Origin of the sequence: Streptomyces sp. NPDC020490, assembly GCF_044335305.1 — a bacterium.
In the GTDB taxonomy this organism is placed as follows: Bacteria; Actinomycetota; Actinomycetes; order Streptomycetales; family Streptomycetaceae; genus Streptomyces.
Window position 1 is genome coordinate 46,442 of record NZ_JBIRUY010000026.1, and the last position, 24,332, is coordinate 70,773.

Here is a 24,332-nt window from a genome sequence, read left to right on the forward strand (position 1 = left end):
GACGGGCGGTGATTCCGGTGGCGAACGGGCGGTGAAGGCGGTGGAGCGGCGTGCGGTTCCGGCTCAGTGAGGAGCAACGGGCCCTGCGGGACGGGGTGCGTGAGGTGCTCGGGCGGTGCTTCGGGCGCGAGGCGCTGTGGCGCGCCGTCGACGCGGGCGGGCGGCTCGACCGTTCGGTGTGGCGGGAGTTGGGGGCGGCCGGGTTCTTCGCGCTGCGGGTGCCGGAGGAGGAGGGCGGGGTCGGGCTCGGGCTGCCCGAGGCGGTGCTGGCGTTCGAGCAGGCGGGCCGGGTGCTGCTGCCCGGGCCGCTGGTGGCCACGCACCTCGCGGCGCGGGACGTGCCCGGCGCGGCCACCGGCGAGACGGTCGTCGCGGCCGTCGACGGCGGGCTGGTGGAGTGGCTCACCGAGGCGGACACGGTCCGCGGCGACGCCGCGAAGGCCGTACCGCTGCGGTCGGTCGACCCGTTGACGCCGCTGCACCGCGTGCCCGGCGCGGCGCCGGCCGCGGCCGACCCCGTGGGTGTTCTGCTCACCGCCGCCGAACAACTGGGCACGGCCACACGCGTGTGCGAGCTGGCCGCGCAACACGCCCGGACCCGCGAGCAGTTCGGGCGGCCGATCGGGGCCTTCCAGGCCGTCCAGCACCTGTGCGCCGAACTGCTGGTGCGCGCCGAGGTGGCCCGCACCGCGGTCTACGCGGCCGCCGTCACCGCCGACCGGACCGACATCGCCGCGGCCCGGCTGCTGGCCGACGAGGCCGCCGTGCGCGGCGCCCGCGACTGCCTCCAGGTGCACGGCGGCATGGGCTTCACCTGGGAGTCCGAGGTGCACCTGCACCTGAAGCGGGCGTGGGTGCGGTCGCAGCGTCGCGGCGGCGTGACGGAGTGTGAGGAGCTGCTCGCGGCCGATCTGACCGCCTGAACGGCATCGTCCTGGGGCATCGCCCGCGCGACCGGCATGGATGTCGCGGATCGTGGCATACCGGAATCACGGAGCGTTGATACCGGGTTGTGTCCCAAGGGTGACCCGTCACGTCCTGGAGTCGCCGCCGTGCTCCGGTACCTTCTGTGGGATGCGAGTGGTGCCGAGGACGGGCCATCCCGGTTTTGCCCCCATGGCAAGGCCGTATCAAGCCTGTTCGACTCGCCGCCGCGAGCGTCGCACAGTATGCCGCACAGGTACTCCTTCGCGCTGGAATATGCCCGAAGCGCTTGTTGAGGTGACTGTACGGCAACCAAGCTGTCTCGTAAGGGATTCACGTTCCGTGACCCTTGCTCTGGGCTCTGCGCCGGCCGTTGTCCTGGCCATGCAGAAAATGGCTACGATCGTGGCCCTCGCCGCGGCGTGCGCGCGGCCCGAGGTCTGGTGTCCGCCGGTTCGGATGGTGTGAGCGGTGCAGGTGCTTCAAGTGCAGTTGGAGATCCGGCCCGACCCCGCAGAGGTCGGGCGCGCCCGGCGGTGGGCGCGGTCGCGCCTGGCCGGGTCCGGCATACGGGAAGACGAACCGCTCGCCGAGACGCTGGTGCTGCTCGTCTCGGAGCTGGTCACCAACGCCGTGGTGCACACCGGCTGTCCGGCCGTGCTGCGGCTGTCCCTGGCGGGCGCGGTGGCCGGGACCGCCACCGTCCGCGTCGAGGTGGCCGACGCCAGCGACCGGGCCCCGGTGCCCCGGTGTCTGGACGGCGACACCACCGGCGGGCGGGGGCTCGCCCTGGTCGACGGCCTCGCCGACCGCTGGGGCTGGAACCCCGAGGGCTCCGGCAAGCGCATCTGGTGCGAACTCGACCGCTGCGAGCGTGCCGGGCAGGGTGCGGCCGGGTGCGGAAGCGGGGTGTCGGCGTACGACGGGCTGGCCTTCGAGGCGGTGTGACCCGCTTCCGTCCGCCGGTGGTCCGTCAGCCCTGGCGCACGGGCGCAGAAACCGCTGTCAGGCCCGGTCGGCGCCGTGGTGGTGCGCCGGGACGTGCTTCCGTGCGCGTCAGTAACAAATCAGGCATAGGTGAGGAATTCCGCACTGGCTGTTGACGTGCCCTGTCCGTTTGATCACCCTTGAGGTCAGCGATTCGCCGCGAGGGGACGGCGAGGGTTCCGGTGACGGGAACCCTCGGCGAGCGTGGGTCGTGACGCGGCGTCCGTTCCCTCGGGGTCAGGAGGGCCGGAACGGGTGCGCCGCAGTCGGATGGCGGTGCGCGGCGCCGTGCTCGGGGCGGGCGGGGCGCACCGCCATCCGACGGTCTCCGGCACCCGCGGTGCCTTCACGTGTCTGCGCCTTCCCGCGTCCACGGTTCTCCAGGGTCCACGGTTCTCCGGAGTCCACGGCTTTCCCGCGCGTTCAGGGCTCCCGCGCGTTCACGGCTCTTCCGTGTCCGCGGCTCACAGGACGGCGACCGGTGCCACCGGGGTGCCCGTCGCGCCGACGAACGGCTCGGGCATCGCCGACAGCAGGAACGCGTACCGGCCGGTTTCTCCACAGGCTGTGGACAACTCTTCGAGATTCCAGTTCTGGCCCTGGAGCATCCCCATCTCCACGAGGTCGAGCGCGTGCACGGCCAGCCACAGGTCCTCGATCTCGGGCGGGAAGATCTCGAAGGTGAGGGTGTCGGTCGCCACGGCGGCGACATCGCGCGCGTGGAACCACTGCGGCGTGCGCACCGACAGTCCCGGCGACGGATAGCCGTACGCCTCCCGGTCCCCGGCGAGGTAGAGCTGCATCTGCCCGGTCCGCACCAGCACCACGTCACCGGCGCGCACCCGCGTGCCGGCGAGTTCCTCCGCGGCCTCCAGGTCCTCCGGGGTGACCGCGTGCCCGCCCGCCAGCCGGTCGACGCCCCGCGCGCGGGCCACGTCCAGCAGCACTCCGCGCGAGACCACGTGCCGCGCCTTGTCGATGCCGGCGAACTCGGCGCCCCCGTGCGCGGTGACGGTGCCGGCGGGGCGGCCGTTGTAGAGCCGTCCCGAGTGGGAGACGTGGGTCAGCGCGTCCCAGTGGGTGGCGGCCTGCAGTCCCATGGTCACGGCGTCGTCGCTGCACGCCACGGTGCCCGGCCCGAACAGCTCCTGGTTGATCTGCACCATCGTGTGCAGCGGGTTGACCCGCCCCGGGATCACCCCGGTCTGCACGCCGTCCTGCCGCAGCGGCAGCGCGAGCGGGATCCGGCGGCCGGTGCGGACGCCGGCGGCGGCCTCCCGGACGACCTCGTCGGTGATCAGGTTGAGGGTGCCGATCTCGTCGTCGGGCCCCCAGCGCCCCCAGTTGTTCACGCGCTTCGCGATCTCGTGGAACTCGGCCGGCAGTGACATCGGCCCTCCCCGGGGCTTGTCTCCTGATGTCTGGCGGGACATAAAATCTAACGGTCCGTCAGAAACTGCGGGAAGGGGCCGGCGTGGGGAACTTCTTGGCAGGCAAGGCCGTCGCCGTGACGGGCGCCGGACGGGGCATCGGGCGGGCGGTGGCGCTGGCCGCGGCGGCCGAGGGCGCGAAGGTCGTCGTCAACGACTACGGCGTCTCGGTCGACGGGGCGTCCCCGGGCAGCGCGGTCGCCGAGGCGGTCGTCAAGGAGATCGAGGCCGCGGGCGGCGACGCGGTCGCGGTGGCCGACGACGTGTCCACCATGACCGGCGGACAGCGGATCGTGGACACGGCGCTGGAGTCGTACGGGCGCCTGGACGGTGTCGTCTGCGTCGCCGGGATCCTGCGCGAGCGGATGCTGTTCAACATGTCCGAGCAGGAGTGGGACCCCGTGGTGGCCACCCACCTCAAGGGCACGTTCACCGTGTTCCGGGCCGCCTCGGCGGTGATGCGCCGGCAGCGGGCGGGGACGCTGATCGGGTTCACCAGCGGCAACCACCAGGGCTCGGTGGCGCAGGCCAACTACAGCGCCGCCAAGGGCGGGATCATCTCGCTGGTGCGCAGCGCCGCCCTGGGACTGCACAAGTACGGGGTGACCGCGAACGCGGTGGCGCCCGTCGCCCGTACCCGGATGTCGGCCGGCGTGCCCATGGAGCTGACGGAGATCGGGGAGCCGGAGGACGTGGCCGCGCTGGTCGTCTACCTGCTGTCGGACAGGGCGAAGGAACAGCAGGTCACCGGCCAGGTCTACACGGTCGCCGGCCCCAAGATCGCGGTGTGGGCGCAGCCGAGGGAACTGCGGGCCGCGTACGCCGAGGGCGGGTGGACGCCGGAGACGATCGCGCGGTTCCTGCCGGGGACGGTGGGGGTGGACCCGATGCCGATGCTGCGGCAGCTGGAGGAGATGGAGCGGGCGGCGGCGCGCGGGGACCGGCCCAACACCTGAAGGGCCCGACACCTGAAGGGCCCGTTTTCCGAAGGGCCTGCCTTCCGAAAGGCCCGGCACCTGAAGAGGCCCGGCACCTGAAGAGGCACGGCACCTGAAGAGGCACGACACCTGAGAGGGGAGAGCGTCGTGGACTTCGGATTCACCGCCGAGGACGAGGCGTTCCGGGCCGAGGCCCGGGCCTGGCTCGCCGCACACGCCCCGCACGCCTCGCACGCCTCGGACACGGCCGGCCGCCGCACCTGGGAACGCACCCTCGGCAAGGCGGGCTGGATCGGGCTCGGCTGGCCCGAGTCCGGGTACGGCAACCGCACCGCCGGCCTCACCCAGCAGGTCGCCTGGGCCGAGGAGTACGCCCGCTCGTCCGCGCCGCCGCGTTCCGGGCACATCGGCGAGAACCTCCTCGCCCCCACCCTGCTCGCCCACGGCACACCCGAGCAGAAGGCCCGCTTCCTCCCGCCGATCGCGGCCGGCGAGGAACTGTGGTGCCAGGGCTACAGCGAACCCGGCGCCGGCTCCGACCTCGCGGGGGTGCGCACCGCGGCCGTACGCGGCCCCGACGGCGACTACCGCGTCACCGGGCAGAAGATCTGGACGTCGCTGGCGCACGAGGCGGACTGGTGCTTCGTGCTGGCCCGCACCGAGCCCGGCTCCCGCCGCCACCACGGCCTGAGCTTCCTGCTGCTGCCCATGGACCAGCCGGGGCGGATCGAGGTGCGGCCCATCCGCCAGCTCACCGGCACGAGCGACTTCAACGAGGTCTTCTTCGACGGCGCACGCGCACGCGTGGAGCACCGCGTCGGGGGCGAGGGCGACGGCTGGCGGGTCGCGATGAGCCTGCTCGGGTTCGAGCGGGGGGTGTCCACGCTGGCCCAGCAGATCGGCTTCGCCGAGGAACTGGCCGACGTCGTCCGGGCGGCCGTGCGGTCCGGTGCGGCGCACGACCCCGTGCTGCGCGACCGACTCGTGGCGCAGTGGGCGGAGTTGCACGCGATGCGCTGCAACGCGCTGCGCACGCTGGGGCGTTCGGACGTGCCGGGCGCGCCGAGCGTGGCCAAGCTGCTGTGGGCGGGCTGGCACCGGCGGCTCGGCGAGCTCGCGATGCGGGTGCGCGGGGCCGCGGCGGGCGCCGGGCCGGCCGACTGGTCGCCGTCGGCGCCCTACGAACTCGACGCGGTGCAGCATCTGTTCCTGTTCTCCCGGGCCGACACCGTCTACGGCGGCTCGGACCAGGTGCAGCGCACGATCATCGCCGAGCGGGTGCTCGGCCTGCCGAGGGAGCCCAAGGGGGGCGAGTGATGCGCGCGGTGATGTTCGACGGGAAGCGGGCCGAGGTCGTGGACGACCTGGAGGTGCGGGATCCCGGGCCCGGCGAGGTGCGGGTGGCGGTGCGGGCGGCCGGGCTGTGCCACAGCGACCTGTCCGTGGTGGACGGAACCATCCCCTTCCCCGTCCCGGTGGTGCTCGGGCACGAGGGCGCCGGCATGGTGGAGGCGGTGGGCGCCGGGGTCGCCCATGTCGCGCCCGGCGACCACGTGGCCCTGTCCACGCTGGCCAGCTGCGGCGCCTGCGCCGAGTGCGACCGGGGCCGGCCGACGATGTGCCGGCAGGCGATCGGGCGGCCGGGGCGGCCGTTCACGCGGGGCGGCCGGCCGGTGTACCAGTTCGCCGCGGACTCGGCGTTCGCGGAGCGCACCGTGGTGAAGGCCGTGCAGGCGGTGCGCATCCCGGCGGACGTGCCGATGCCGTCCGCCGCGCTGATCGGGTGCGGGGTCCTCACCGGGGTCGGCGCCGTGCTCAACCGGGCGCGGGTGGACCGCGGGGAGAGCGTCGTGGTCATCGGCACCGGCGGGGTCGGCCTCAACGTCATCCAGGGCGCCCGGCTCGCGGGCGCGCTGACGATCGTCGCGGTCGACGCCAACCCGGCGAAGGAGGCGGTGGCCCGGCGGTTCGGGGCGACGCACTTCCTGACGTCGGCGCGCGACGTGCGGGAGATCCTGCCGACCGGCGCGGACCACGCCTTCGAGTGCGTCGGCCGGGTGGAGCTGATCCGGCAGGCCGTCGACCTGCTGGACCGGCACGGGCAGGCCGTCCTGCTCGGCGTGCCCCCGGCGGCCGCGGAGGCGTCCTTCCAGGTCTCCTCCCTCTACCTGGACAAATCGATCCTCGGCTGCCGCTACGGCTCCTCGCGCCCGCAGCGGGACATCGCCCTGTACGCCGAGCTGTACCGGGCGGGCCGGCTGCTGCTGGCGAGCTGGTGACGGCGACGTACCCGGTCGAGGACTTCGACAAGGCGAGGGCGGACGCGGAGGCGGGCCGCCTCGCGCGCGCCGTGCTCACGTTCTGACGCGGCCCCTCCGGGGCTTCACGCTCCGGCGCCGGCGCGGAAGGTGCGCCGGTACGCCGTCGGCGTCACCCCGAGCGCCGTCTGCAGGTGCTGCCGCATCGACTGGGCCGTGCCGAAGCCGGCGTCCCGCGCGATCCGGTCCACCGACCGGTCGGTGGTCTCCAGCAGCTGCCGCGCCCGCTCCACGCGCTGCTGGGTGAGCCACTGGCCGGGACTGACGCCGACCTCCTCGCGGAAGCGGCGGGTGAAGGTGCGCACCGACATGGACTCCCGCGCCGCCATGTCCCGCAGCTGGATCGGCTCGTGCAGCCGTCCCAGCGCCCAGGCGCGGGCCGCGGTCGTCGTGGCCTGCTGCGGGTCGGGCACCGGCCGCTGGATGTACTGCGCCTGCCCGCCGTCGCGGTGCGGCGGTACGACCGTGCGGCGGGCGACCTCGGTGGCGACGGCGGTGCCGTGGTCGCGGCGCACGATGTGCAGGCACAGGTCGATGCCGGCCGCGACGCCGGCCGAGGTCAGCACGTCGCCGTCGTCGACGAACAGCACGTCCGGGTCGACGTCGATCTTCGGGAAGAGGCGTTGCAGGTGCTCGGTCTCCGCCCAGTGCGTGGTGGCGCGCCTGCCGTCGAGGAAGCCGGCGGCGGCCAGCACGAACACGCCGGTGCAGATGGAGGTCAGCCGGGTGCCCGGCCGGATGTGCGCGAGCGCGGCGGCCAGCTCCTCGGTGAGCACGCCCTGCTCGAAGACCGGGCCGAGTTCGTAGGAGGCGGGGACGACCACCGTGTCCGCGGTCGCCAGCGCCTCCGGCCCGTGCTCGGCCATGACCGAGAAGTCGGCGTCCGTGCGCACCGGGCCGGGCGGCCGGACCGAGCAGGTCACGACCTCGTACAGCGGCCGGCCGTGGGCGTCCCTGGGGCGGCCGAAGATGCGGTGCGGGATGCCCAGCTCGAAGGGGAGCAGGCCGTCCAGGGCGAGGACGACGACGCGGTGCGGGCGGTACTCCGGCTCACGGCTCATGGCCCGATCCTAGCGAACGCTGTCCTTCGGGCCACTCGATCGCGCCGCTTCCGTACCGGATGCTCTGTTGCGTGAGTCAGTCAGCCGAAGCCGCAGCCACCGCAGCCGCAGCCACCGCAGCCGCAGCCACCGAAGCCGCAGCCGCCGTAGAGGAAGCCGCCGTAGGGGAAGCCCGTCCGCCCCGGAGTCCGCGTGTCCACCGTGCGTGGTTCGTCGCCGCCGTCACCTTCGTGACGATCATCGGGGCGGCGGCCTTCCGCTCGCTGCCCGGACTGCTCATCGACCCGCTGCACCAGGAGTTCGGCTGGTCGCGCGGCACGATCGGCGCCGCGGTCTCCGTCAACCTCGCGCTGTACGGCCTCACCGCCCCGTTCGCGGCGGCGCTGATGGACCGCTTCGGCATCCGGCGGGTGGTCGCGGCCGCCCTCACCGTGATCGCGGTCGGTTCGGGCCTGACCGTGTGGATGACGGCGGCCTGGCAGCTGCTGCTGTGCTGGGGCCTGCTGGTGGGTCTCGGCACCGGCTCGATGGCGCTGGCGTTCGCCGCCACGGTCACCAACCGCTGGTTCACCGAGCGCCGCGGCCTGGTCACCGGCATCCTCACCGCCGCGTCGGCGTCCGGTCAGCTGATCTTCCTGCCCCTGCTGTCCTGGATCGTCGAGACGCACGACTGGCGCCCGGCGGCCGTCACGGTGGCCCTCGCCGCGCTCGCGGTCGTGCCGTTCGTCTGGCTGCTGCTGCGCGACCACCCGGCCGACGTGGGCCTGGCGCCGTACGGCGCGACCGCGTTCGTGCCCAAGCCGCCGCCGGTCCCCGGCGCCGCCCGCCGCGTGCTCTCCGTACTGTCGAGGGCCGTCCGCACCGGCACCTTCTGGCTGCTGGCCGGCACCTTCGCGATCTGCGGCGCGTCCACCAACGGCCTGATCCAGACCCACTTCGTGCCCGCCGCCCACGACCACGGCATGCCCGTCACGGCGGCGGCCTCGCTGCTGGCGGTGATCGGCGTCTTCGACGTCGTCGGCACCATCGCCTCCGGCTGGTTCACCGACCGCTTCGAGGCGCGCCGCCTGCTCGCGGTGTACTACGCCCTGCGCGGCGTCTCGCTGCTGTTCCTGCCGATGCTGCTGGCCCCGTCGGTGCATCCGCCGATGCTGTTCTTCATCGTCTTCTACGGCCTCGACTGGGTCGCCACCGTCCCGCCCACCATCGCCCTGTGCCGCGCGCACTACGGCGACGACAGCGCCATCGTCTTCGGCTGGGTCCTCGCCTCCCACCAGGTCGGCGCCGCCCTGGTGGCCTTCCTCGGCGGCGTCGCCCGCGACGTCTTCGGCTCCTACGACATGGTCTGGTACGCCTCGGGCGCCCTGTGCGCGGCGGCGGCCCTGATGGCCCTGGTGATCCGCCGCCGGCCGCTCACCCCGGCGGCGGAATCCGGGGCCGCGAGCCAGCCGGTGCCGTCCTAGGTGTTCCGTGCGCGGAGGTCAGGAGCACACTCCTGAGGCCTGTGCTCCTAACGCTCGGGCGGCGTAGCTCGCGAAGATCCGTGACCGATTACAGAAACCGCCCTCGGTGGAACAGCAACGGCGCCTGTTCCCGGTCCCCGGCGTCCGCGCCCAGGGCCTCCGCCCGGCCCACCACGATCAGGTGGTCGCCGCCGGTGTGGACCGCGTGGATGGCGCAGTCGATCCAGGCCAGGGTGTCCGGCAGGCGCGGGGAGCCGGAGAAGGGGGCCTCGTCGTACGGCACGCCCGCGAACTTGTCCGCGCCGCTCACCGCGAAGGCGCGGCACAGGCCGGCCTGGTGGGCGGCGAGGACGTTGACGCAGAAGACGCCCGCGCGGGCGATCCGCGGCCAGGTCGTCGACGTGCGGCCGACCATGAAGGCGACCAGCGGCGGGTCGAGGGAGAGGGACGAGAAGGACTGGCAGGCGAAGCCGGCCGGGCCGTCCTCGCCGTCGGCGGCGGGGGCGGTGATCACGGTCATCCCCGTCGCGAACTGCCCGAGGACCTGGCGGAAGGCGGCCGGGTCGACGGGCGCGCGTTCGTCCTCGCGGACGCAGCGCAGCTCGGGGCGCGGCAGCGCCTCGACGGGGGCCGGGGCCCCGGCCGACCGGAGGTAGCGGACGGCGGCCGCGGCCGCCCCTGCGTGTCCCATCACACCGGCCATTGAAGCTGACTGCGCGTCAGATGGGAAGGGCCGGAGCCCCGGTACCGGGTCAGCGTCCCCGGTACTCGGGGCTCCTGCGCTCCACGAAGCTCCGTACGCCCTCCTGGGCGTCACGCGTGGTCATGTTGATCTCCTGCGCGGCGGCCTCGGCGGCGAAGGCGGCGGCGCGGTCGGTGTCCAGGGAGGCGTTGACGAGCTGCTTGGCCAGGGCGAGGGCGCGGGTCGGTCCGGCGGCGAGGCGGGCGGCCCACGCGCGGGCCGTGGCGTCCAGCTCGCCGTCGGGGACGACCCGGTTGACCAGTCCGAGGCGCGCGGCGTCGGCGGCGGTGAGCGCGTCGCCGAAGAACATCAGCTCCTTGGCCCGTTGCGGGCCGATCAGCCGGGGCAGCAGGTAGGCGCCCCCGCCGTCCGGGACCAGACCGCGGCGCACGAACACCTCGATGAACCGGGCCGACTCCGCGGCCAGCACCAGGTCGCAGGCGAACGCGAGATGGGCGCCGAGCCCGGCCGCCGTGCCGTTGACGGCGGCGATCACCGGCTTCTCGCAGTCCAGCACGGCGGCGATCAGGCGCTGCGCGCCCAGCCGCAGGGTGCGGGCGACGTCGCCGGGCAGCCGCTCGCCGGCCGCCGCGCCGCCGCGCAGGTCCGCGCCCGCGCAGAAGCCGCGCCCGGCGCCGGTGAGGACGACGGCCCGTACGGCGGGGTCGGCGGAGGCGGAGTCCAGCAGCGCGACGACGCGGTCGCGCGCCTCGGGCGTGAGGGCGTTGAGGGCCTCGGGCCGGTCGAGGGTGAGGTGGGCGACGTGGCCGTCGGCCTCGTGCCGTACCGGGGCGCTCAACGGCACACCACCAGCGCGTCGAGGGCCACCGCGCCCTGCCCGCGCTCCAGCACCAGCAACGGGTTGACGTCGAGCTCCGCGATGTCGTCGCCGAGCTCCAGCGCCATGCGCTGCACCCGCAGGACCACCTCCACGAGCGCGTCGAGGTCGGCCGGGGGCCGCCCGCGCACCCCGTCGAGCAGGGCCCGCCCGCGCAGCTCGTCGAGCATCTCCCGGGCCTGCTCCTCCCCGAACGGCGGCACCCGCACCGCCGCGTCGCGCAGCACCTCCACCAGCACGCCGCCCAGCCCCACCGTCACGGTCGGCCCGAACAGCTCGTCGTGCGTGACGCCGACGACCGTCTCGACGCCCCGCTCGACCATCTGGCACACCAGTACGCCGTCCAGCTCGACGCCCTCGTAGCGGGCGATGTCGGTCAGCTCGCGGTAGGCGTCCCGGACCTGGCTGGCCGAGGTGAGGCCGATCTTGACCAGGCCCAGCTCCGTCTTGTGGGCGATCCGCGCGCCGGACGCCTTCATCACCACCGGGTAGCCGACCGGCCCGGCCGCCCGTACGGCCGCCGCCGCGCTGGTCACCAGCTGCTCGCGCGGCACGCGGATGCCGTACGCCCGCAGCAGCTGCTTGGCCGCGTGCTCGCTCAGCTGCTCGCCGGGCCGCAGCAGCGCCCGCGCCTTGCGGAAGGACGGCGACGGGGTGCGCGGGGCCGCGTCGAAGGGGGAGCGGTAGCCGGCGGCGAAGCGGTGGTGGCCGAGGTGGGCGCGCACCGCGGTGAGGCAGTTGGCGACGGTGCGGAAGGTCGCCACCCGGGAGGACCCGAGCAGCACCTCGCGGTACGCCGGCTCGGTGCCGACCGGCGACCCCCACACCACGCACACCAGCTTGTCCGTCTCCTCGGCCGCGTCCACCAGGTCCCGCACCAGCCTGTCGCTGAGCGGCGGGAACGGCCCGGTGACCGGGCAGATCAGCACGCCCACCTCGGGGTCGGCGAGGATCGCGTCGATGATCTTCCGGCCGCGGTGGTCGCCGACGGGGTGGCCGCCGTTGTCGACGGGGTTGGCCACGTTCAGGTACTCGGGTATCCACTGGTGCAGCTCGGCCTGCCGGGCCTCGGACAGCACCGGCAGCCGGAGTCCCGCCCCGGCCGCGAGGTCGGCGACGTGCGCGCCGGTGCCGCCGGAGATGGAGTAGACGACGACGCCGTCGGCGCGGGGCGGCCGGGCGCGGGCCAGCAGGGCGGCGGTGTCCTGGAGTTCGTCGAGGCCGTCCACCCGGATCACGCCGAACTGCCGCATCGCCGCGTCCACCACCGCGTCCGCGCCGGTCAGCTTGCCGGTGTGCGAGGCGGCCGTGCGGGCGCCGGCCTCCGTGCGGCCCACCTTGACGGCGACGACCGGCACCCCGCGCCGGGCGGCCCGGTCGGCGGCGAGCAGGAAGGAACGGCCGTCCTTCAGGCCCTCGACGTAGGCGGCGATGGCGCCGACCTCGGGCTGCTCGGCGAAGTAGGAGACGAAGTCGGCGGTCTCCAGGTCGGCCTCGTTGCCGGTGGGCGCCCAGTGGGAGAGCCGGATGCCGAGTTCCTGCAGGGCGAAGACGGGCCGGCCCTGGTGCCCGGACTGGGTGATGAGCGCGATCGCGGGGCCGTCGAGGTCGTCCCGGAACCGTTCGAAGGCGTTGAGGTTGGTGTTGGGCCCCAGCAGCCGCATGCCGGACCCCGCGACGGCGGCGGCCAGGCGCTCCTGCGCGGCCGCCCCACGCGCGCCGGTCTCGGCGAACCCGGAGGCGAAGACGACCGCGAACCTGGCCTTGGCCGCGGCGAGTTGCTCCACCACCGGGAGCGGGTCGGCGACCAGCACCACGGCGACGTCGACCTGTTCGGGCAGCTCGGCGACGGACGCGGAGCAGGGGATGCCGAACACGGACGGGCGGTGCGGGTGCACCGGGTGCAGCCGGGCGCCCACCCGCTCGGCCCAGCCGACGAGCTGCCGGGTGATGCCGGTGTTGGGCCGCCCCTCGGCGTCCGAGGCGCCGATCACGGCGACGGACTCGGGGCGGAAGAAGCGGTCGAGGTCGGGGACGCCCGCGTACAGGGGCCGGCCGCTGACGTCGAGGTCGTCCGCCTCGGCCGGCCGGCCGTGGACGGCGGGCCCGGGCTGCTCGCCGCAGGCGATGACCCGGGCCCGGCGGGAGTCGGTGGTGAGGGTGCCGTGGGTCGATCCAAGCATCTGTCCGCCCGCTCCTGTGTGACAGCAATAACTGACGCTCTGTCAGATTACTGAACTGACGCTGTGTCAGGAACGGTTCGTGCAGGCAAAGCCCGGCCGTCCCTGGCTCATGTCCGCCCGGCCGGCCCTCACAGCGCCGCCAGCACCTCCTTGGCCACCCGCTCGCCCGAGCGCACCGCGCCGTCCATGAACCCGGTCCAGTACGTGGAGGTCTCGGTCCCCGCCCAGTGGATGCCGCCGACCGGCTCCCGCAGCGCGGCCCCGTACTCCGTCAGCACCCCGGGCGGCGCGTAGGCGACCGGGCCGCCGCGTGAGAAGCCCTCGTTGTCCCAGCGCTGGAGCACGAAGGCGGTGGGCGACTTGGCCTTGTCGCCGAAGTAGACGGCGTAGTCCTTCAGCACGGCCGCCTTGACCTCGTCCACGCTCGCCGCGTCGTACGCCCGCATCTCGTCGGCCTCGATGAAGCCCATCAGGGCGCCGTAGGAGGCGTCGGGGGGCGAGTTGTCGAACGTCGAGCGGACCGTGCCCGAGTCGCTGACGACCTGGCCGTTCAGGCCGGCGGCGCGCCAGAAGGGGGTGTCGTAGACGGCGATGGCCTTGCCGATCGACCCCATCGGCATCCGCTGGGTGAGCTGGTCGCGGGCGGCCGGCAGCAGCGGGTCGTAGGCGATGCGGGCGGCCAGCGGCGGCGGCAGCGCGACGACGACCTTCTTCGCGGTCACCGTGATCCCGTCCGCGGTCACCGCGTACCGGGCGCCCGACCGTGCGATCGACCGCACCGGCGCGCTCGGCACCACCCGGTCGCCGAGCACGGCGGCCAGCTTCACCGGCACCTGCTGGGAACCGCCGACGAAACGGGACTCCTGGGCGCCCTTGGCGGTGTCGGTGAGGCGCTCCAGGGTTCCGGCGGTGGACTCGTTGCCGGCGGCGGCGATGTAGTACAGGACGTAGAGCAGGGACAGTTCGCGGGGCTGCGCCGAGAAGATCGACGTGGTCGCCACGTCGAGGAGGAACTTGGCGGACGGGACGACGGCGTTGGCGTTCAGCCAGCTCTCGAAGGTCTGCCGGTCCCACTCGGCGGCCTTGGGCGCGGTCCACGGCGCGTCGATCGGCACCTTCTTGGCCATGTCGTCGAGCGCCGCCTGCACGATCGCGGCGTTGGCGAGCCCGGCCGCGTCGACCGGCGGGACCGCGCCGAGCAGTCCGTCGGTGGCGTAGGGCGTCTTGGTGCCGTCCTTGTACAGCAGGTTCTTGCCGGTGTTGTAGGTGGGGAAGGTCGCCACGCCCAGCGAGTCGGCGAGCGCCTTGATGCGGTCCTGGGTGGGGCCGATGAACTCGGCGCCGCCCTCGGTGACGCCGCCGCCCGGCAGCGGCAGGCCCACGACCCGGCCGCCGACCCGGTCACGGGCCTCCAGCACGGCCACGGTGCTGCCGCCGGCCACCAGGTCGCGGGCCGCGGTCAGCCCGGCGAGCCCGCCGCCGACGACACAGACGTCCACGTCCCGGCCGGCCGCGGACGCCGTGCCGACGGCCGCGGACGCCGTGCCGGACGCGGTGCCGGTGAGGGTGACGGCGCCGGCCGCCGCGGCGGCACCGCCGAGCAGGGAGCGCCGGGAGAGCCGGGAGAGCTGTCTTTCACGTGCCACGTGCGTCCTCCGTCATGAGCGAGAGGTGGGTGGAGCCGGAACCCGAAAAGGTGAACAGCGCTCACATTCTGGCGCGGCAGGGCGGCGCGGTACAGCTCTCGGGCCACATCTGACTCCCGAGTAAGGAAAGCTGCAGGCAGGAGGATTGATGGCCGGTCGGCGGAACAGCACTGGCCGCCTGCCCGGCGCCCCAGGCCCCTCGTGTACATGTGCTACATCTGTTACATGAGTGAGCCGGTGGTCGCATCCATGGCCGAGGTCCGCAGGCACCTCGCTGACGTCATCGATCGTGCTCGCCGGGAGGAAACCCCGACGATCATCACCCGCCGCGGCAAGCAGGAAGCCGTCGTGATCGACATCCAGGAGTACCAGCGCCTGCGTGAGATCGCGGACAACGCCGAAGAGGCGTGGCTCAACCGGCTGGCGGATGAAGCCGAGTCCGAGGGCGTGGAGGGTGCGATCTCCCTCGAGGAGATGGCTGCCTTGCTGCGTGCCCAGCAGGACTGACCTCATGACCCACGTCACGCGCTTCACGCCGCACGCACAGCGGGACATGCTCGACATCCCGCGCCAGGACGCTCTCCGCATCCTGTACCGCCTCACTGAACTCCGGAGGGCGATGGACGCGGGAGACACCACCGCGTCGGACGTCAAAGCGCTCCAGGAGCACAGCGCCCGGTGGCGGCTCAAGGTCGGCGACTACCGCGTCGTCTGCACCGTCGAGGACGGCCAGCTGATCGTGTGGGTCCTGGCCGTCGGCAACCGCCGCGACATCTACCGTCAGGTCCCGTAGGCCCCGCGGGGAGCCGCGGGGGCCCGCGCCGCCTGTGTCAGACCGGGAGCCGGGAGGGCTGCCGTTCGGTGTCCCCGGCGATGGACTTGGCGATCTTCACCGCGTCGATGGCCATCTCGCGGAACATGCCGCTGATGGGGTTGGTGAAGCCGGTGAAGTACAGGCCGGGGGCGTTGCCGGGGCAGCGGCCGCCGTGGGTCACCGGTCTGCCGCGCCCGTCCAGTACGTCGAGGTGGCCGACGATGCCCTCCAGGGCGCGGACGTAGCCGGTGGCGGCGATCACCGTGTCCGGTGAGACGCGGCTGCCGTCGGCGAGGACGACCTCGTCCCCCTCGAAGGAGTCGACGGCGGCCACGACCTCGATACGGCCCTTGCGCACGGCGTCGACGAGACCGACGTCCAGGATCGGGATGGCTCCCTCCTTGACCCTGCTGTACAGCCCGGTGTCCGGGCGGGGCAGCCCGCGCGCCGTCAGGTCCGGCACGCTGAGCTTCGCCACCGGCCGGGCCAGCCGGTCGACGAGCCCGGTCGGCAGCCGCCGTACCAGCACGCTGGTGTACTGGGTGGGCCAGCCGGCCGTCGAGCGGCGCACGATGTGCGGGGCCGTCCGCACGGACAGCCGCACCCGCGAGGCGCCGCCCTCCACCAGGTCGACGGCGATCTCGGCACCGGTGTTGCCGGAGCCGACGACGAGGACGTCACGGCCGGCGTACGGCTCGGCGTTGCGGTACCGCGACGCGTGCAGCAGCTCCCCGCCGTACGTGTCGCGGCCGGGCCAGTCGGGGATGCGCGGGGTGTGGTTGAAGCCGGTGGCGACGACCACCGCCGCGCCGGTCAGCTCGCGGCCGCCGGTGGCGTGCAGCAGCCAGCCGGCGCCGTCGGGCGTGCGCTCGATCCGGGACACCTCGACGCCGGTGACGATCTCCAGCTCGTGGTGCTCGGCGTACTTCTCCAGGTACCGCACCACGTCGTCCCGGGACACCCAGCGCCCGAACCGGCGCGGCATCGGCAGCCCCGGCAGTGCGGACAGGCGCCGGGTGGTGTGCAGGTGCAGACGGTCGTAGTGGCGCCGCCAGGACGCCCCGACCCGGTCGGACTTCTCCAGCACGACGGCACGGATGCCCCGCGCGCGCAGCGCGTACGCGACGGAGAGCCCGCCGGGCCCGCCGCCGACGACGTAGATGGGGTGACCAGCGGGGCTTGCGATCGGTGTGGAGTCGGCCATGAGCGCGAGCGTAACCACGCACCAGTTTGTTGGGTCTCGGTCAAGACCGGAATTGGTTGCGGATTGATCACGTGTGGGGGAGGAGTGGGTGGGACGTGTGGCGCACTTCACGTGATTGTGGCCGTTCCGGGGATCCGGGACGTCCCGCCCCCGCCCCGGCCGGCTACCTCGCCCTGTGGCCGGTCACCTGGGCGATCCAGGCGATGAAGTCGCCCGGGTCGGTGTTCGCGCCGTGGCCCTGGTCCCAGTAGTAGAGGTGGTTCACGTCGTCGCCGAGGGCGTGCGCGGCGGCGGCGAGGTTCGCGGAGACCGTGAGCGAGGTGTCGGAGTCCTTGGTGCCCAGGCGGATCCACCAGTGCCGGGCCCGGCCGTCGTTGACCTTCTCCACGAGGTGGTGCATCGGGTTCATCAGGTTCAGCTTCTCGGGTATGTCGCTCGCGACCCGCTTGGTGCTCAGGCCCGTGGTGTCGTTCTTCGCGCCGTACGCCGTGAAGTGGCGGGCCCCGGTGGTGCCCGCGCCGAACTCGTTGTTCTCGCCCGTGGACAGGTCGAACGCGTCGAAGGCGGGCGCGGTCTTCTTCCGGGCGCCCACGTGGGTGAGGAAGTCCTCCCAGGTGAAGGACGCCTTGCCGTTCTCCCATGTGATGAAGGTGTTGGCGGCCAGGTAGGACGCGCGGTCGGCGTCCGACAGGGCCGCGAGGTACGTCGTGGCGGACGGCCGCAGGTACTGCTCGACCAGGTAGGTGTCGTAGTTGCGGGCGGTGAGCGGGCCGTGGCCGTTCAGGCCGCGCAGCCGCAGCCTCGCCTGGTACTCGGCGAACTGCGCCCGCAGCGCCCTGGACACCGCCTGGTCGGCCTGCTCGCCGGTGCTCAGGGCGTTGGCGCCCCAGTTCCACTCGTAGGCGCCGTCGGCGTGCTCCAGGTCCGTGATCGGGCACCACGCGCCGACCGCGAAGACCGCGTCGGAGGCGTCCGCCGCGCCCAGTTCCTCCAGGTACTCCGCGTAGGCCGGGCTGTCGCCCGAGGCGCCCAGCAGCGCGGACAGCGCGCCGCCCGCGCTGGTGCCCGCGGACACGATCCGGTCGACGTCGCCGGGGATGCGGCCCTTGTTGGCCTTCACGTACCGCACCGCCGCCTTCAGGTCGACGATCGCGGCGGGAGCCGTGCCGTAGTACGCGCCGGCGGAGTCCGTGAGGGTACGGCCGCGGGCGCCGGGCTCGACGACGACGTACCCGGCCAGCAGGGCCAGCTTCTGGTTGGTGTCCAGGGCGCCGCCCGTGGGGTTGGTGTTGCCGTTGGCGTTGGAGGCCGAGGGGCTGGGCGCGGCGCCGCCGGCGGGGCCGCCGCCGGGCATGCCGCCCCCGCCCGTGCCTCCGCCGCCGACGCCGGCGGTGGCGCCGAGGCCCATCACGACGGTCCTGCGCTTGACTGCCCTGTGCTTCACGATTCTCGACTCCCTCGGTGGCTGGGACGGTTGCCGGGCTTGCGTCTGCGAAGGTAGCGAGAGTGTGGACAGGATTGCCAACAATCCGACCGTATTCATGGCCGATGCACAGGTTCACAGGAGGGGTGCGGGTCCACGGGCAGGGTTCTCGGATCGCCCGATCTGACGTACCGTCAGATGCATGGACACGATCTGGCTCGACGGCGCCGAGTGGCTGGCCGTGCTGCGCGTCGGACTCGGCCTGTGGTGGCTGGAGAGCTGGCGGCACAAGGACAAGAAGGGCTGGTTCGAGCGCGGCACCGGCATCGCGTGGGCCGCGGACGTCGCCGCGCGGCACCGCTGGAGCGCCGTACGGTCCGGCTTCGACGCCGTGGTCGCCCCGCGGCCGCGCACGATGGCGTACGTCGTCGTGTACGCGGAACTGGCCCTGGGGCTCGGACTGGTCGCCGGGTTCCTCACCCCGGTCGCGCTGGCCGGCGGCCTGGTGCTCAACGCGCTCTACTTCACGCTCATGATCCACGACTGGGCCGAGCAGGGGCAGAACGCGATGATGGCGCTGGTCTCGGCCGTCGCGCTGTTCGGCATGGCGTGGCAGACCTGGTCGGTGGACAGCGCGCTGGGGCTGTTCCGGTGACGGCCGCCGCCCGCTTCGACGTCCCGGAGGCCGACCCGTTCACGCGGGCGTACTGGGACGCGGCGGCCGAGGGCCGGCTGCTGATCCGCCGCTGCGGCGCGTGCGGGCGGGCCCACCACTACCCGCGCGAGTTCTGCCCGCACTGCTGGAGCGAGGACGTGACGTGGGAACGGGCGAGCGGCCGCGCGGCGCTCTACACCTGGTCCGTCGTCCACCGCAACGACCTGCCGCCCTTCCGGGACCGCACGCCCTACGTCGCCGCCGTCGTCGACCTCGCCGAGGGACCGCGGATGATGACCGAGGTCGTGGAGTGCGCGGCGGACGGACTCCGGGCCGGCCTGGAACTGGAGGCCGTGTTCCGCAACGGTGTCCCGGTGTTCCGGCCGCGCGGGGCGGCCGCAGCGGATTCAATGGACGGATGACCCACGCCGACCAGCCTTTCGCCGGCCCGTTCCCCGCCCTGCACGGCCACGGGCTCCTGCTGCGCCCGTGGGACCCGGACTCCGACACCGACGTCGCCGTCTGGCTGCGCGGGCTCACCGACCCGGAGTTCGTGCGCTGGAACACCCCGCTCAGAACGGTCACCGACCTCGACAGCGCCCGCGAGTCGATGCGCGCCAAGACGCAGGCCGCCGCGGAGGGCACGGCGGCGTCGTACTGCGTCACCGACGCGGAGACCGGCACGCCGCTGGGGCACATCAGCGTCGAAGCCGTTCACCCGGCGCCGGCCGGCGCCCGCGTCGGCTACTGGGTCCTGCCCGAGGCCCGCGGACGGGGCGTCGCCACCCGCGCCCTCGCCGTGGCCGCCCGCTGGGCCCTGACCGGCTTCGGCATGCACCGCCTCGAACTCGGCCACGCGGTCGGCCACGACGCCTCCTGCCGTGTCGCCGAACGCTGCGGCTTCCGCTACGAGGGCACCCTGCGCGGCGCGATGTTCGAGGCGAACCGCCACGACGCGTTCCGGGACGTGCACCTGCACGGACGGCTCGCGACGGACCCCGAGCCGGGTGGGGCCACACTCACGGGATGAGGGAGACCACGGCTCACGGCCACAGCAGCTCTCTGGTCCAACCGCCCTCCTCGCGAAGGTAGTTCAGGCGGACGTGGCGGCGGTGTTCGTCGCCCTGGAAGAACTCCGCGGTGTCCGGGCGCAGGTGGTACAGGGTCCAGGTCGGCACCGGGGCGTCCGGCTCGCGCCGGGCCCGGTCCCACGCCGCCTCCGACGCCCGCGCCAACTCCTCCACCGAGCCCAGGACTTCGCTCTGGCGGCCGGTCAGGGCGGCGGCCAGGGCGCCCGTCGAGCGGGCGTGCAGGTCGCCCTGGGACTCCTCGGCCGGCGCGGCGTTGACCGGGCCGCGCACCCGCACCTGGCGGCCCAGCACCGGCCAGTAGAAGGCGAGCGCCGCGTACGGCCGGGCCGCGAGCTGTCCGCCCTTGCGGCTGGTCGCGTGCGTCGCGAACGACCAGCCGTCCGCGTCCGCGCCGTGCAGCATCACGATCCGCACGTCCGGGCGGCCCTCCTCGTCCGACGTCGCCAGCGACATCGTGTGCGGCTCGGCCTGCCCGGCGGCCACCGCCTCGGCGAACCACTGCGTGAACAGCGCCAGGGGCTCCGCGGGCGCGGCCGCCGGGTCGAACGGCCGCAACTCGGTGACCCGCGGGTCCCACACCCGCAGCGACCTCAGCAGCCCGTGAAGATCCGATGCCATGCGTCGAGTATCACCCGGCGCGCCCCCGGTGCACTCGTCGGCGGTACGTTGGTCTCCGGGGCGTCGAGAGGGGGCGGGGGAGCTGCAACACCGTTCCGTTCCGGTCGGGTTGAGGCGTCTGCTGGCCGCCGTTCTGCTGCTGGGGGCTCTCACCGCGTGCGGCGGCGACGAGCCGACCGCGCTCTCCGCGCCCGAGGTCTTCTACCTCCGTGCGCACGGCGGCGACCAGGTCTTCCCCCTGTCGGTCGACGGCGGCGGCCCGTACGCCCGTCCCGGCACCCGGAAGCTGACCGTGGACGTCGCGCCGGGTTCCGAGGGCGTCGTCCGGCTGGACGGGAGCGGGCCGGACTGCGCGGGCGGTGCCACCCACGTCACCTGCGACGTCACGGGCACCGACCTCCGCCTGGCGGGCACCCGGGGGTTCGTGCCGCGCGCCGCGAAGGGCAGCAGGCCGGGCGACACCGGCTACCTCCGCTTCTCGTACGCGGCGAAGGGCGGCAAGAAGCTCACCGCCCGCACCCGGGTGGTCGTCGGGGAACCGGCGCTGAAGCTGCTGCCTGCCGAGCCGTCGCGGCGGGTCCGTCCGGGCGCCGGGATCACGTCGCCCGTCGTCGTCCGCAACACCGGTGACGTCCCGGCGCGGGGGCTCACCCTCGTCGTCGACTCCGGCGACCTGGAGTTCGCGCGGCGGTACGCCAACTGCCGGTATCCCGGCATCCAGCACGGACGGCAGGCGGTGTGCCGGTTCCCGGACCTGGTCATCCCGCCCGGCGAGACCGTCGCCGTCCGGCCGGGGCTGCGGCTGCGGGCGTCGGAGACGCGGATGTACGGGTCGTTCCAGCGGCAGGTGTGGCCGACGGACGCGGGGCCGGGGCAGGACCAGAGCTTCTCCGCGGGCGGCGACCGCGGCGCCGGCCCGGCCCTGCGCGCCGCGCGGGTGGGGCGGGCCGGCGCGGTGAACGGCGCCGTCGCCGGGAACCGGGACTGGGTCTCCGTCTCCCTCGACACCCACGCCGACTACGCGGTCACCGGCGCCCACCTGCACGGCGCCCCGGGCGACCGGCGCACGCTGCGCCTCACCGTCCGCAACGACGGCCCCGGCGACCCCGGCCACGCCGCCCGGCTGGTGTTCCGCCCGCCCCTGGGCACGGCCGTGCTGAAGGAGCCCATGGAGCTGATCGACGAGGACGCGCGCACGCCGTACTGCCGTCACGGCGACTACGACTACAGCTGCGACGTGGGCGACCTGGAACCCGGCTCGTCCCGCACCTTCGAGTTCACCCTGAATCTCGGTGAGCCGGGAACGGGCAGCGTCAGCCTGAAGGACGCCAGTCCGCGGACCGGCCGCCACGACCCCGACCCGTCCGACGACCGGGCCGCGGTCACCGTCACCGGCTGACCCGGCCCGGTCGACCGCGCTTCGGCTGACCCGGCTCGGTCGACCGCGCTTCGGCTGACCTGGCTCGGTCGACCGCGCTCCGGCCGCCGTTCATCACCGCGCCGAACCGCGCCGGCGAATCCCTGCCTCGAGGAAGCCGTCGATGTCGCCGTCCAGTACGGCCCTGAGATCGCCGGTTTCGTGGCCGGTGCGGAAGTCTTCGACCGCCTCGCCGGGAAACAGGGCGTACGAGCGCACGGTTTCGTCGTCGCTCCGGGGACTGCCGCCGGCGTCGTCGAGCACGCGCATGTCGGCCCGTGCTGCCTGACGGCGGTGGTGAAGCAGCTTTGTCCGGAGCACTTCCACGGCCCTGGCCCTGTTCCGGGCCTGGGTGCGCTCGTTGTCGCACGTGACGACGATGCCGGTCGGGACGTGCGTGATCCGGACCGCTGAGTCGGGAGTGGCGCTGAAGCAGCTGACGCCTGCGAAACGGTAGACGTCGACGCGCAGTTCGGACTCGTCGCAGGCGACGTGGTCGGACTTCTCGGCGACCGGCAGCACCTCGACACTCGCCGAGCAGACCGAGGGGCGGCCCTGGCTGCCGAACGGCGACACGTGCACCAGCCGCTGCGTACCTTGCTCCGCGGACAGCATCCCGTACGCGTACGGCGCCTTCACGGCGAAGGTGGTCGACTCGATGCCGGCCACCACCGCGTACGAGGTCTCGTACACCTCGGTCGGGCAGCCGTGCCGCTCGGCCCAGCGCAGGTACATGCGCCCGAGGCGCTCGGCGAAGTGGGAGGCGTCGACGCCGCCTGCCCCGGCCCGGATGCTGACGAGGGCCTCGCGCTCGTCGTACTCGCCGGAGAGGAGCGTGCGGAGCTCCATCTCCGCGAGGGCCTCGCGGACGGACGTGAGCTCGGTCCCGGCCTCGGCGCGGGTGTCCGGGTCGTCCGTCTCCTCGGCCAGCTCGAACAGGACCACGAGGTCGTCGATCCGGTTGCGCAGGGCCTCGGCCTTGCGGACCTCGGCCCGGAGGCGTGCGAGCTTCTTCGTGATCCGCTGCGCCGCCTCCGGGTCGTCCCAGAGAGACGGGGCCGCGGCCTGCTCCTGGAGCACGGCGATGTCCGCCCCCGCCTTGTCGAGGTCCAGGGCGGCCTCGATCGACGCCATGGTCGAGAGGAGAGACTTCAGCCCTTCGGACACCTCGACTGCCACGGGCGCCACTATGCCAGCCGGCGCGCGCCTGGAGCCTGCCCGGTCCGCCCGGTCCGCCCGGTCTGCGCGGTATGCGCGGTCTGCGCGGTCTGCCTGGTCTGCGCGGTCCGCCTGGTCCGTGCGGTCCGCCTGGTCCGCCCGGCGGTGGAGGCCGGCGCCTGGCGTCCGTCGGAGCGTCCCGGCTCAGTCCCGGCTCAGTCCCGGCCCAGCACCACCGTCCCCGACGAGCAGAACCAGCCCCCGGTGCCGGAGGCCACCCCCAGGCGGGGCGTGCCTCCGTCGCGGGCGCGCACCTGCCGGGCGCCGGCCTCGCCCCTGAGCTGCCGTACCGCCTCGACCAGGAGGAACAGGCCGCGCATGCCGGGGTGCTGGGCCGACAGGCCGCCCCCGTCCGTGTTCACCGGCAGCTCCCCGCCCTCCACCCTGAGCCGTCCCTTCCCGACGAACGCCCCGCCCTCTCCCTTCGCGCAGAAGCCGAGGTCCTCCAGGGTCACCAGCGTCATGTACGTGAACGCGTCGTAGATCTCGGCGAAGTCCATCTCCCGCGGCCGCACCCCCGCCCGTCCGAACGCCAGCCGGCCGCTCACCGCCGCCGGGGAGACCGTGAAGTCGGGCCACTCGGACATCGCGGCGTGCGAGACGTGCTCCCCGGTGCCCAGCACCCACACGGGCGCGGTGCGGCAGTCCCGTACGTACTCCTCGGCCGCGAGCAGCACCGCCGCGCCCCCGTCGGAGCGGAGGCAGCAGTGCAGCTTGGTGAACGGGTCGGCGATCATCGGGCCGGACAGCACGTCGTCCGGCGTGATCGGGTCCCGGAACATCGCCTCCGGGTTCAGGGCCGCGTTGGCCCTCGCCTGCACGGCCACCGACGCCAACTGCTCGACGGTCGTGCCGTGTTCGATCATGTGGCGGCGGGCCGCCATCGCGTACTTGGCGATCAGCGTGTGGCCGTAGGGGACCTCGAACTGCAGCGGGCCGCGCGAGCCGAAGGACAGGTCGCCGGTGCGGCGGCCCGCCCGGACGTCGGCGCGGGCGGTCGAGCCGTAGGCCAGCAGGACGGCGTTCGCGTGGCCCGCGGCGATCGCGTCCGCCGCGTGGGCGGCCATGACCTCCCAGGTGGAACCGCCGACGGAGGTGGAGTCGACCCAGGTCGGGCGCAGGCCCAGGTACTCGGCGACCTCGACGGGGGCGAGCGTGCCCAGGCCCGCCGAGGCGAACCCGTCGACATGGCGGCGTTCCAGCCCGGCGTCCGCCAGCGCGCGGCGGGCCGCCTGCGCGTGCAGGGCGTAGGGGGTGGTGGCGTCGAGCCGCCCGCAGTCGGCGAGGGCCACGCCCACCACGGCGACGTTCCGGCTGCCGCGAGCCATCAGCGGTCTCCTCCCCCTGGGCATCTCGGTCCGG

The 24,332-nt window shown here is 73.9% G+C and carries 22 protein-coding genes and 1 pseudogene; 12 read left to right on the top strand and 11 right to left on the bottom strand.

Annotation, left to right across the window (positions count from 1 at the left end; all coding sequences use genetic code 11):
* The first annotated feature begins 50 nt into the window (after positions 1 to 50).
* On the top strand, positions 51 to 923 hold the full coding sequence (locus tag ACH4ZX_RS25400; protein WP_398276934.1) for an acyl-CoA dehydrogenase family protein: 873 nt from the start codon (positions 51 to 53) through the stop codon (positions 921 to 923).
* A gap of 487 nt (positions 924 to 1,410) precedes the next feature.
* Positions 1,411 to 1,872, top strand: a complete 462-nt coding sequence (locus ACH4ZX_RS25405) for an ATP-binding protein (protein WP_398277148.1) — start codon at positions 1,411 to 1,413, stop codon at positions 1,870 to 1,872.
* Positions 1,873 to 2,375: 503 nt separating this feature from the next.
* Here ACH4ZX_RS25405 and ACH4ZX_RS25410 read toward each other — a convergent pair.
* Positions 2,376 to 3,302, bottom strand: coding sequence for a cyclase family protein (locus ACH4ZX_RS25410; RefSeq protein WP_398276937.1), 927 nt, complete (start codon positions 3,300 to 3,302; stop codon positions 2,376 to 2,378).
* A gap of 83 nt (positions 3,303 to 3,385) precedes the next feature.
* On the opposite strand from ACH4ZX_RS25410, the gene ACH4ZX_RS25415 reads away from it, so the two are divergent.
* The 3 genes and pseudogenes from ACH4ZX_RS25415 to ACH4ZX_RS25425 all read left to right on the top strand — a co-directional run bounded on the left by ACH4ZX_RS25415 (position 3,386) and on the right by ACH4ZX_RS25425 (position 6,644).
* The gene (locus tag ACH4ZX_RS25415; protein WP_398276939.1) at positions 3,386 to 4,297 is read left to right on the top strand and encodes an SDR family NAD(P)-dependent oxidoreductase; all 912 of its coding nucleotides are present in this window, start codon (positions 3,386 to 3,388) and stop codon (positions 4,295 to 4,297) included.
* Positions 4,298 to 4,426: 129 nt separating this feature from the next.
* Positions 4,427 to 5,596 carry an acyl-CoA dehydrogenase family protein gene (locus tag ACH4ZX_RS25420; protein WP_398276942.1) on the top strand — a complete coding sequence of 390 codons (1,170 nt, stop codon included), beginning with the start codon at positions 4,427 to 4,429 and terminating at the stop codon, positions 5,594 to 5,596.
* Positions 5,596 to 6,644, top strand: a pseudogene (locus ACH4ZX_RS25425) (alcohol dehydrogenase catalytic domain-containing protein). The gene ACH4ZX_RS25420 and the pseudogene ACH4ZX_RS25425 overlap by 1 nt, the downstream one beginning before the upstream one ends.
* An 18-nt stretch (positions 6,645 to 6,662) precedes the next feature.
* On the opposite strand, the gene ACH4ZX_RS25430 reads toward ACH4ZX_RS25425, so the two are convergent.
* Positions 6,663 to 7,658: a GlxA family transcriptional regulator gene (locus ACH4ZX_RS25430; RefSeq protein WP_398276945.1), complete on the bottom strand. Its 996-nt coding sequence runs from the start codon at positions 7,656 to 7,658 to the stop codon at positions 6,663 to 6,665.
* A 59-nt stretch (positions 7,659 to 7,717) separates the two neighbouring features.
* Between ACH4ZX_RS25430 and ACH4ZX_RS25435 the strand changes: the two genes are divergently transcribed.
* Positions 7,718 to 9,121 carry an MFS transporter gene (locus ACH4ZX_RS25435; protein ID WP_398276948.1) on the top strand — a complete coding sequence of 468 codons (1,404 nt, stop codon included), beginning with the start codon at positions 7,718 to 7,720 and terminating at the stop codon, positions 9,119 to 9,121.
* Positions 9,122 to 9,209: 88 nt separating this feature from the next.
* Here the strand turns inward: ACH4ZX_RS25435 and ACH4ZX_RS25440 are convergent, their stop codons facing one another.
* From ACH4ZX_RS25440 to ACH4ZX_RS25455, 4 genes are all read right to left on the bottom strand, one after another.
* Positions 9,210 to 9,812 carry a flavin reductase family protein gene (locus ACH4ZX_RS25440; protein ID WP_398277151.1) on the bottom strand — a complete coding sequence of 201 codons (603 nt, stop codon included), beginning with the start codon at positions 9,810 to 9,812 and terminating at the stop codon, positions 9,210 to 9,212.
* Between the two features lie 61 nt (positions 9,813 to 9,873).
* On the bottom strand, positions 9,874 to 10,668 hold the full coding sequence (locus tag ACH4ZX_RS25445) for an enoyl-CoA hydratase/isomerase family protein (RefSeq protein WP_398276951.1): 795 nt from the start codon (positions 10,666 to 10,668) through the stop codon (positions 9,874 to 9,876).
* Positions 10,659 to 12,884, bottom strand: a complete 2,226-nt coding sequence (locus tag ACH4ZX_RS25450) for an acetate--CoA ligase family protein (RefSeq protein ID WP_398276954.1) — start codon at positions 12,882 to 12,884, stop codon at positions 10,659 to 10,661. Before ACH4ZX_RS25450 ends, ACH4ZX_RS25445 begins: the two co-directional genes overlap by 10 nt.
* 128 nt (positions 12,885 to 13,012) lie before the next feature.
* Positions 13,013 to 14,530 (bottom strand): flavin monoamine oxidase family protein, encoded by a 1,518-nt coding sequence (locus tag ACH4ZX_RS25455; protein WP_398276957.1) that lies wholly within the window; start codon positions 14,528 to 14,530, stop codon positions 13,013 to 13,015.
* A 225-nt stretch (positions 14,531 to 14,755) separates the two neighbouring features.
* Here ACH4ZX_RS25455 and ACH4ZX_RS25460 point away from each other — a divergent pair, with 225 nt between their 5' ends.
* Both ACH4ZX_RS25460 and ACH4ZX_RS25465 read left to right on the top strand, forming a co-directional pair.
* Positions 14,756 to 15,037: a type II toxin-antitoxin system Phd/YefM family antitoxin gene (locus ACH4ZX_RS25460; RefSeq protein WP_398276960.1), complete on the top strand. Its 282-nt coding sequence runs from the start codon at positions 14,756 to 14,758 to the stop codon at positions 15,035 to 15,037.
* A 4-nt stretch (positions 15,038 to 15,041) separates the two neighbouring features.
* Complete coding sequence (locus tag ACH4ZX_RS25465; protein WP_398276963.1) at positions 15,042 to 15,323, top strand: type II toxin-antitoxin system RelE/ParE family toxin; 282 nt, start codon at positions 15,042 to 15,044, stop codon at positions 15,321 to 15,323.
* A 37-nt stretch (positions 15,324 to 15,360) separates the two neighbouring features.
* Here ACH4ZX_RS25465 and ACH4ZX_RS25470 read toward each other — a convergent pair whose 3' ends face one another.
* Positions 15,361 to 16,548 carry a flavin-containing monooxygenase gene (locus ACH4ZX_RS25470; protein ID WP_398276966.1) on the bottom strand — a complete coding sequence of 396 codons (1,188 nt, stop codon included), beginning with the start codon at positions 16,546 to 16,548 and terminating at the stop codon, positions 15,361 to 15,363.
* Positions 16,549 to 16,711: 163 nt separating this feature from the next.
* A complete protein-coding gene (locus ACH4ZX_RS25475) occupies positions 16,712 to 17,956 on the bottom strand; it encodes a subtype B tannase (protein WP_398277154.1) in 1,245 nt (414 codons plus the stop codon).
* Positions 17,957 to 18,173: 217 nt separating this feature from the next.
* On the opposite strand from ACH4ZX_RS25475, the gene ACH4ZX_RS25480 reads away from it, so the two are divergent.
* Genes ACH4ZX_RS25480 through ACH4ZX_RS25490 form a run of 3 tightly spaced genes read left to right on the top strand, consistent with a single transcriptional unit; the run spans position 18,174 to position 19,656 of the window.
* Positions 18,174 to 18,626 carry a DoxX family protein gene (locus ACH4ZX_RS25480; RefSeq protein WP_398276969.1) on the top strand — a complete coding sequence of 151 codons (453 nt, stop codon included), beginning with the start codon at positions 18,174 to 18,176 and terminating at the stop codon, positions 18,624 to 18,626.
* Positions 18,623 to 19,048, top strand: a complete 426-nt coding sequence (locus ACH4ZX_RS25485) for a Zn-ribbon domain-containing OB-fold protein (RefSeq protein ID WP_398276972.1) — start codon at positions 18,623 to 18,625, stop codon at positions 19,046 to 19,048. Before ACH4ZX_RS25480 ends, ACH4ZX_RS25485 begins: the two co-directional genes overlap by 4 nt.
* The gene (locus ACH4ZX_RS25490) at positions 19,045 to 19,656 is read left to right on the top strand and encodes a GNAT family N-acetyltransferase (RefSeq protein WP_398276975.1); all 612 of its coding nucleotides are present in this window, start codon (positions 19,045 to 19,047) and stop codon (positions 19,654 to 19,656) included. Before ACH4ZX_RS25485 ends, ACH4ZX_RS25490 begins: the two co-directional genes overlap by 4 nt.
* A 13-nt stretch (positions 19,657 to 19,669) precedes the next feature.
* Here ACH4ZX_RS25490 and ACH4ZX_RS25495 read toward each other — a convergent pair whose 3' ends face one another.
* Positions 19,670 to 20,335, bottom strand: coding sequence for a pyridoxal 5'-phosphate synthase (locus tag ACH4ZX_RS25495; RefSeq protein ID WP_398276977.1), 666 nt, complete (start codon positions 20,333 to 20,335; stop codon positions 19,670 to 19,672).
* Positions 20,336 to 20,444: 109 nt separating this feature from the next.
* Here ACH4ZX_RS25495 and ACH4ZX_RS25500 point away from each other — a divergent pair, with 109 nt between their 5' ends.
* Complete coding sequence (locus ACH4ZX_RS25500; RefSeq protein ID WP_398276980.1) at positions 20,445 to 21,734, top strand: hypothetical protein; 1,290 nt, start codon at positions 20,445 to 20,447, stop codon at positions 21,732 to 21,734.
* A 93-nt stretch (positions 21,735 to 21,827) separates the two neighbouring features.
* Here the strand turns inward: ACH4ZX_RS25500 and ACH4ZX_RS25505 are convergent, their stop codons facing one another.
* Positions 21,828 to 22,886: a PCRF domain-containing protein gene (locus ACH4ZX_RS25505; RefSeq protein ID WP_398277157.1), complete on the bottom strand. Its 1,059-nt coding sequence runs from the start codon at positions 22,884 to 22,886 to the stop codon at positions 21,828 to 21,830.
* A gap of 239 nt (positions 22,887 to 23,125) precedes the next feature.
* Positions 23,126 to 24,298: a thiolase C-terminal domain-containing protein gene (locus ACH4ZX_RS25510; RefSeq protein WP_398276983.1), complete on the bottom strand. Its 1,173-nt coding sequence runs from the start codon at positions 24,296 to 24,298 to the stop codon at positions 23,126 to 23,128.
* Positions 24,299 to 24,332 lie beyond the last annotated feature (34 nt).

Bases quoted from the DNA above. Each gene is read 5' to 3' on its own strand.
- ACH4ZX_RS25490 (WP_398276975.1), top strand. From the start codon at position 19,045: ATGACCCACGCCGACCAGCCTTTCGCCGGCCCGTTCCCCGCCCTGCAC.
- ACH4ZX_RS25480 (WP_398276969.1), top strand. From the start codon at position 18,174: ATGGACACGATCTGGCTCGACGGCGCCGAGTGGCTGGCCGTGCTGCGC.
- ACH4ZX_RS25440 (WP_398277151.1), bottom strand. From the start codon at position 9,812: ATGGGACACGCAGGGGCGGCCGCGGCCGCCGTCCGCTACCTCCGGTCG.
- ACH4ZX_RS25435 (WP_398276948.1), top strand. From the start codon at position 7,718: ATGCTCTGTTGCGTGAGTCAGTCAGCCGAAGCCGCAGCCACCGCAGCC.
- ACH4ZX_RS25505 (WP_398277157.1), bottom strand. From the start codon at position 22,886: ATGGCGTCGATCGAGGCCGCCCTGGACCTCGACAAGGCGGGGGCGGAC.
- ACH4ZX_RS25410 (WP_398276937.1), bottom strand. From the start codon at position 3,302: ATGTCACTGCCGGCCGAGTTCCACGAGATCGCGAAGCGCGTGAACAAC.
- ACH4ZX_RS25510 (WP_398276983.1), bottom strand. From the start codon at position 24,298: ATGGCTCGCGGCAGCCGGAACGTCGCCGTGGTGGGCGTGGCCCTCGCC.
- ACH4ZX_RS25450 (WP_398276954.1), bottom strand. From the start codon at position 12,884: ATGCTTGGATCGACCCACGGCACCCTCACCACCGACTCCCGCCGGGCC.
- ACH4ZX_RS25470 (WP_398276966.1), bottom strand. From the start codon at position 16,548: ATGGCCGACTCCACACCGATCGCAAGCCCCGCTGGTCACCCCATCTAC.
- ACH4ZX_RS25495 (WP_398276977.1), bottom strand. From the start codon at position 20,335: ATGGCATCGGATCTTCACGGGCTGCTGAGGTCGCTGCGGGTGTGGGAC.
- ACH4ZX_RS25430 (WP_398276945.1), bottom strand. From the start codon at position 7,658: ATGAGCCGTGAGCCGGAGTACCGCCCGCACCGCGTCGTCGTCCTCGCC.
- ACH4ZX_RS25460 (WP_398276960.1), top strand. From the start codon at position 14,756: ATGAGTGAGCCGGTGGTCGCATCCATGGCCGAGGTCCGCAGGCACCTC.
- ACH4ZX_RS25465 (WP_398276963.1), top strand. From the start codon at position 15,042: ATGACCCACGTCACGCGCTTCACGCCGCACGCACAGCGGGACATGCTC.
- ACH4ZX_RS25475 (WP_398277154.1), bottom strand. From the start codon at position 17,956: ATGGGCCTCGGCGCCACCGCCGGCGTCGGCGGCGGAGGCACGGGCGGG.